The sequence below is a fragment of the Azohydromonas lata NBRC 102462 genome (assembly GCF_001571085.1).
Taxonomy (GTDB): domain Bacteria; phylum Pseudomonadota; class Gammaproteobacteria; order Burkholderiales; family Burkholderiaceae_C; genus Azohydromonas; species Azohydromonas lata.
The window spans coordinates 22,231-28,788 of the sequence record NZ_BCTC01000085.1; the positions used below are offsets into that span (position 1 = coordinate 22,231).

General features: G+C 72.8%; 6 protein-coding genes. All 6 read left to right on the forward strand.

Annotation, left to right across the window (positions count from 1 at the left end; genetic code table 11):
* The first annotated feature begins 4 nt into the window (after window positions 1–4).
* Window positions 5–817: an adenosylcobinamide-GDP ribazoletransferase gene (gene cobS, locus ALA01S_RS22920; RefSeq protein WP_174548652.1), complete on the forward strand. Its 813-nt coding sequence runs from the start codon at window positions 5–7 to the stop codon at window positions 815–817.
* Window positions 810–1,376 carry a histidine phosphatase family protein gene (locus ALA01S_RS22925; RefSeq protein ID WP_238455910.1) on the forward strand — a complete coding sequence of 189 codons (567 nt, stop codon included), beginning with the start codon at window positions 810–812 and terminating at the stop codon, window positions 1,374–1,376. The genes cobS and ALA01S_RS22925 overlap by 8 nt, the downstream gene beginning before the upstream one ends.
* 162 nt (window positions 1,377–1,538) lie before the next feature.
* Complete coding sequence (locus ALA01S_RS22930; RefSeq protein WP_066341448.1) at window positions 1,539–1,901, forward strand: DUF2946 family protein; 363 nt, start codon at window positions 1,539–1,541, stop codon at window positions 1,899–1,901.
* 125 nt (window positions 1,902–2,026) lie between these two features.
* On the forward strand, window positions 2,027–4,264 hold the full coding sequence (locus ALA01S_RS22935; protein ID WP_066341461.1) for a TonB-dependent receptor: 2,238 nt from the start codon (window positions 2,027–2,029) through the stop codon (window positions 4,262–4,264).
* Window positions 4,265–4,275: 11 nt separating this feature from the next.
* Window positions 4,276–5,151, forward strand: coding sequence for a copper chaperone PCu(A)C domain-containing protein (locus ALA01S_RS22940; RefSeq protein ID WP_066341450.1), 876 nt, complete (start codon window positions 4,276–4,278; stop codon window positions 5,149–5,151).
* Window positions 5,152–5,277: 126 nt separating this feature from the next.
* A complete protein-coding gene (locus ALA01S_RS22945; protein WP_084267839.1) occupies window positions 5,278–6,540 on the forward strand; it encodes an MFS transporter in 1,263 nt (420 codons plus the stop codon).
* The last annotated feature ends 18 nt before the right edge of the window (window positions 6,541–6,558 follow it).

Sequence of the window (6,558 nt, forward strand, 5' to 3'; positions counted from 1 at the left end):
CCCGATGATCCACCGGCTGTTCCACGAAATCCGCCTCTTCCTCGTCGCGCTGCAGTTCTTCACGCGCGTGCCCATACCGCAGCGCATCGGGTTCGAGCCGGCATGGCTGCAGGCCTGTTCGCGGCACTTTCCGGCCGTGGGCCTGGTCGTGGGCGCCGTGGGTGCTGCCGTGCTGCTGGCGGCCTCGTCACTGTGGCCGCCGGCCATTGCGGCGGGGTTGAGCATCGCAGCCACCGTCTGGCTCACCGGCGGCTTCCATGAGGACGGGCTGGCCGACACCTGCGACGGCTTGGGCGGCGCCGTCTCGCGCCAGCGGGCGCTGGAAATCATGAAGGACTCGCGCCTGGGCAGCTACGGCGCACTGGGCCTGGTGCTGGTGCTGGGCCTGAAGGCCGCGGCGCTGGCGGCGCTGGCCGCGCGCTCGCCGCTGGTGGCCGCGCTGGCCCTGGCCTGGGGCCATGGCGCCTCGCGCTGCGCGCCCGTGCTGCTCATGCGGGCGCTGCCCTACGGCGGCGACCCGGACCACGCCAAAGCCAAGCCGCTGGCGCTGCACATAGAGCCCGCGGGCGTGGCCGTGGCCCTGGGCTGGCTGTTGCTCGCCACGCTGGCCGCGGCGGCGCTGGGCGGCGCGCCGGCCGTGGCCGCCCTGCCCTGGGCCCTGGCGGCCATGGGCGCGGTGGTGTGGTGGATGGCGCGCTGGCTGCGCCGCCGCCTGGGCGGTTTCACCGGCGACACGCTGGGCGCGGCACAACAGTTCTCGGAATTGGCCGCGCTGCTGGCCTGGGTGGCGGTGCTCATCGGAGGCACGCATGGTTGACGCCCCCGCCGCCGAAACGCCCATGAATCCGCCCCTGTGGGCCTGGCGCCACCCGCGCGCGCAAGGCGCGGCCGGCCGCTGCATAGGCCGCACCGATCTGCGCGTGGACCCGCGCCGCGCCAAGCGGCTGGCCCACCGCATACGCCAGGCGGCGCGCCGCCACGGGCTGCCGCGCGTGGTCTGGACCTCGCCGCTGCGCCGCTGCGCGGATGTGGGCCGCTGGCTGCGCCGCTGGGGCTGGCAGCACCGCAGGGATGCCGCGCTGCTGGAGCTGGACTTCGGCGCCTGGGACGGCCGGCCCTGGACGCACATTGCCTACGCCGAAGTCGATGCCTGGTGCGACGCCTTTGCAACGGCGCGCCCCGGCGGCGGCGAATCGCTGCTGGACATGCTGGCGCGCGCCGCGGCCTGGCCGGTGGATGACGTACCGCGGCTGCTCGTCACCCATGGCGGCTGGATGCTGGCCCGCCAGTGGGCCACCACCCGCTCCGCGCCGCCCGCCGCTGCCCATGAGTGGCCGGCCGCACCTGCCCACGGCCAGCTCTGGCGGCTGGCTTGATGCGCCGCCGCGCCGGCGCGCCTTGAACCAGTCCAGGTATTTCGGCGAGCGCCTGGTGCCCCGCACGACGGCCTGAGCAATGTCAAGTCTGTTGCACGCCGGCCCGTGCGGCTGGACGTCGTTGGGCCGAAAGGGCCGCGCGCCTTTCTAGAATCCGGCCCCATGCATCGCCTTGCCCGCCATCGCCGACCCCAGCGCCTCGTTGCGCTGGCCGCGCTGGTGCTGGCGCTGCTGATGCAGGCGCTGTGGATGCCGCGCATGGCCACCGCGATGGCCGCGGGCGTGGACGTGTGCTCCGCCCAAGGCCACCGCCGCATCCCGCTGCCCGCGGACGATGGCGCCCCGCAATCGCACCACCACGACTGCTGCTGCCCCGGCGCCATGGCCGCCGCGCCGCCCCCCGCGGTGGCCGCGCTGCTGCTCGTGCCCAACCGCCAGGCCCCGGACGTCGCGCCGCAAGGCGCCGCGCCCTCGCTGGACTGGGTTGGGCCGCTGTCGCGCGGCCCGCCTGCCTTCCTGCTCTGACCGCCTGAACCGTCCGGCGCCGCGCCCAAAGGCGCGCGCGTGCCGGGCGCCCTTTTACGTCATTGCAGGACGAACCCATGTTTTTCTTGAAGCCGCCACAGGCGCTCACCGCGCTGTGCGCCGCCATGGCTTGCGCCTCCTGGGCGCAGGCTCCACAGCCGGCCTTGGACGCGCCGCCAACCGTCGCGGCCCTGGACACCGAAGCACCCACGCGCGAGCTGGGCGTGGTCACCGTCTCCGGCTCGCGCCCCACCTCGCTGCCCACGCACATTCCCACCACCACGGAAGGCGTGACGCGCCAGGACATCGAACGCAGCGTCAACGCCACCGACAGCGAGGACGCGCTCAAATACTTTCCCAGCCTGCTGGTGCGCAAGCGCTACATCGGCGACTACAACCACGCCATCCTCTCCAGCCGCGCCTCCGGCACGGGCAACAGCGCGCGCTCGGCGGTGTATGCCGACGGCATCCTGCTGTCCAACTTCCTGGGCAACGGCATCGGCGGCCTGTCCTTCCCGCCGCGCTGGGGGCTGGTGACGCCGGAAGAGATCGAGCGCGTGGACGTGATGTACGGCCCCTTCTCGGCGGCCTACCCCGGCAACTCGGTCGGCGCGGTGGTGGACTACGTCACGCGCATGCCCACCACGTTCGAAGCCCACGGCAAGGTGGGCTACGTCGCGCAGCCCTTCGACCTCTACGGCACCCACGCCACCTACCACGCGAAACAGGCCAGCGTCTCCCTGGGCGACCGCGCCGGCGACTGGGCCTGGTGGCTCAACGTCAACCGCACCGACAGCGAAGGGCAGCCGCTGACCTTTGCCAACACCACCAAGGCCGTGGCGGGCACGGGAGCCGTGCCCGGTTTCAACAACGCCGGCCAACCCTGGTTCATCACCGGCGCGGGCACCCAGTACGACACGGTGCAGGACCACTTGAAGCTCAAGCTGTCCTATGCCCTGAGCTCAACGCTGCGCGCGAGCTACGTGTTCGGCCTGTGGCGCAACGAGGCGGACGGCAACGCGCAGAGCTACGTGCGCAAGGCCGACGGCACGCCGGACTGGAGCGGCCTGAACGTCACGCGCGAGGAGCTGCTGCACACCATGCACGGCCTGTCCCTCAAGAGCCGCACGCGCGGCGAGTGGGACTGGGAGGCCTCGGCCAGCCTCTACGACTACAAGCGCGACGACAAGCGCCAAAGCGCCGCGGGCGATGTGCCGCCGTCCACCAGCACCCTGGCCGACGGCAGCGGCACGGGCTGGAACACGCTGGCGCTCAAGGGCACGTGGCGCCCGCCGCAGGCCGAAGGCCGGCATGTCGTGGAGTTCGGCTTCCAGCAGGACCAATACCAGCTGCGCTACCAAGGCACCAGCGTGGCCGGCAGCATCGCCGGCGACGGGCGCGGCACGCCCACCAGCCGCGTGCAGGGCGACACCCGGCTGCGCAGCCTGTGGGCCCAGGACACCTGGCAACTCGCCGAGGGCTGGAAGACCGTGCTGGGGGGCCGGGCCGAGCGCTGGGAAGCCGACAACGGGCAGACGAACTTCACGGCCTCCAGCGGCAGCCCCTGGCCCGCCCGCCACGAGACGGACTTCTCGCCCAAGGCCGCCCTGTCCTGGCAGTGGCTGCCCGCCACGCTCTTGAAAGCCTCGCTGGGCCGCGCGGTGCGCTATCCCACGGTCAACGAGCTGTACGGCGCCACGTCCACGACCGACTCGCAGTTCATCAACGACCCCGGCCTGCGCCCGGAAAAATCCTGGACCGCCGAGCTCAGCGCCGAGCAGGACCTGGGCCCCGCGCTGGCGCGGCTGACGCTGTTCGCCGAGGACACGCGCGACGCGCTCTACACCCAGACCACGGCCGACGCCTCGGCCGGCAAGAACATCAGCCGCGTGCAGAACGTGGGCCGCGTCGCCACCCGCGGCGTGGAAGCCGCGCTCAACGCCAACGGCTGGCTGCTCAAGGGCCTGGACCTGTGGGCCAGCGTCACGTATGCCGACTCCACCATCAAGGAGAACGCCGGCTTCGTGAACGATCCCGGCGACACCATCGGCAAACGCCAGCCCAACATCCCGCGCGTGCGCGCCACGCTGCTGGCCAGCTACCAGTGGGACGAGCACTGGACCACCTCGCTGGGCATACGCCACAGCGGCCGCCAGTTCCGCACGCTCAACAACGCCGACATCAACGGCTTCACCTACATGGGCGTGAGCAAGTTCACCGTGGCCGACCTGCGCGTGCTCTACCGCATCGACAAGCGCTGGAGCGCCGCCTTCGGCGTGGACAACCTCAACAACTACCAGTACTGGAACTTCCACCCGTACCCGCAGCGCAGCTACACGGCTGAGCTGAAGTTCGACCTTTGACAGGACACACCATGCAAGCATCCATTCGCAACGTCGCCGCCGCCGCCGCGGCCTTGATGAGCCTGTCCGCCGCCCAGGCCCACGTCACGCTGCCGCCCGGCGGCGTCACGGCCGGCAGCACCTACAACGCCACCTTCCGCGTGGGCCACGCCTGCGAGGGCGCCACCGCCACCACGGCGCTGCGCGTGCGGTTGCCCGATGGTTTCACGCTCATCGAGGCGCAGGCCCGCAACGGCTGGCAACTGGACACCAAGGGACGCGACGTCACCTGGACGGCCGCCAACGCCCAGGCCGCGCTGCCCGCCTCTGAAAAGACCACCTTCAACCTGCGCGGCCGCGTGACCGACAAGCCCGGCACGCTGTGGTTCAAGGTGCTGCAAAGCTGCGACCAGGGCAGCGCCGATTGGGCCGAGCTGCCCGGCGCGGACGGCGTGAAATCCGCTTTCCCGGCCGCGCGGCTGGAGGTGCTGCCCGCGGGCGTGGCGCCCGTGGACGTGCGCGACGCCTGGGCGCGGCCCACCGTGCCCGGCCAGCGCAGCACCGGCGTCTACGCCAAGCTCACCAGCGGCGTGGGCGGGCGGCTGTTGGGCGGTAGCTCGCCGCTGGCCGAGTCGGTGGAAGTGCACGAGATGGCCATGGAGGGCGACGTGATGCGCATGCGCGCGCTGGACAAGGGCCTGGAGCTGCCCGCGGGCCAGGGCGTGGAGCTGCGACCGGGCGGTCTGCACCTCATGCTCACCGGCGTGAAGCAGGCGCTGCCCAGCGGCAGCACGCTACCCGTGACGCTGCGCTTCGTGGACAAGGACGGCCGCGAGGGCTCGCTGGCGCTGCAGGTGCCCGTGGCCGCCGGCGACCCCGGCGCCGCCGCGGGCGCCCACAAGCACTGACGCGCCACCCGCCAGGCCCGCGCGGGAGCGCCATGCGCCGCCGCAGCGGGCCGCGGTGTGGCAATCCGCACGGGTCGCTGCCGCCGCTTGCTTGCAAAATGCCGGGGCGGAGGGAGTTCCCGTTTCATGGCCGAACCAGACCGGCGGCGTCTTCATGCCTTTGGCGCCAGCTTGATGCTTGGGCTGCTCGCGGAGCAGGCCGTGCTGTTTGCCGTGCCGCTGCTCGTGTTCCAGCGCACGGGCAGTGTGGGTTACGCAGGCATGGCCTTCGCCGTGGAGTGGCTGCCCGCGCTGCTGGCCTACCCCTTCGCCGGGCTGCTGGCCGACCGGCTGGGCGGGCGACGGCTATTTCTCGCGGCCAACACGGCGCGGGCCCTCGTGCTGATCAGCGCCGCGCTGCTGTGCGCACTGCGGCCGCACTGGACTGTAGGCGTGCTCATGGCGGGCTCCGGGCTGCTGTCGCTGTGCATGGCGCCGGTGCGCATGGCGGTGGAGAAGACCACGCCGGCGCTGGCCGGGGACGGCGCGCTGTCGCGGCTGCAGGCCCTGGTGCAGAACCTGGAGCTGTTGGGCCGGCTGCTTGGGCCGGGCCTGGCCGCGCTGCTGGCCCATGCGCTGGGCAAGCTGCCGCTGCTGCCCGTGGCGGCCTGCGGCTTCGCGCTGTCGGCGCTGTGCTGGCGCGGCCTGCCGGGCACGCAGCCGGTGCAGGCCGATGCACAGGCCCCCGGCCACGCGGCGGCCGATCTCGTGTTGGGCTGGACGCTGCTGTGGCGCAACCGCCCGCTGCGGCTGCTGGCCGGCGTGGGCTTCATCATCAACCTGGCCTTTGCCGTGGCGGTGGGCGCCAACGCCTCCGTCATCACCGGCGTGTTCGGCGCGTCGGACCACGTCTTCGGCCTCATGAACGCCGCCGCCGGCCTGTGCGGGCTGCTGGCGCTGCGCCTGGTGCCGCGGCTGCCGGGCCCGCAGGCCATGGCGCGCCTGGGCACCGCGGGCTACGCGGTGCTGTGCGCCGGCATGGCGGCCATGGCCTGGACGCACAGCGTGGCCGTGTACGCGGCGGCCTTCGCGCTGTCCATCGGCGGCGCGGCGTGGTTCAACCTGTTCAACCGCACCCTGCGCGTGCAGGCCGTGGCGAGCGCGCATCTGGGCAAGGTCATCGGGGTGTTCTACCTGGTGCAGTACCTGCCCTTCCCCGTGGCCGGGCTGGTCACCGCGGCGCTGGGGCCCACGCTGGGCGTGCAGGCCATCTACAAGGGCATGGCGCTGCTGCTGGCGCTGCCCGGGGCCGTGCTCATGCTGCAGGTGGCGCGCGGTGCCCACGACGCGCTGCTGCCGCGGCCGGACGCGCCGGCCGCCCCCCGCGCCGCCGTGGCCGAGCGGGCCTGAACGGCGGCGCAAGCCGCC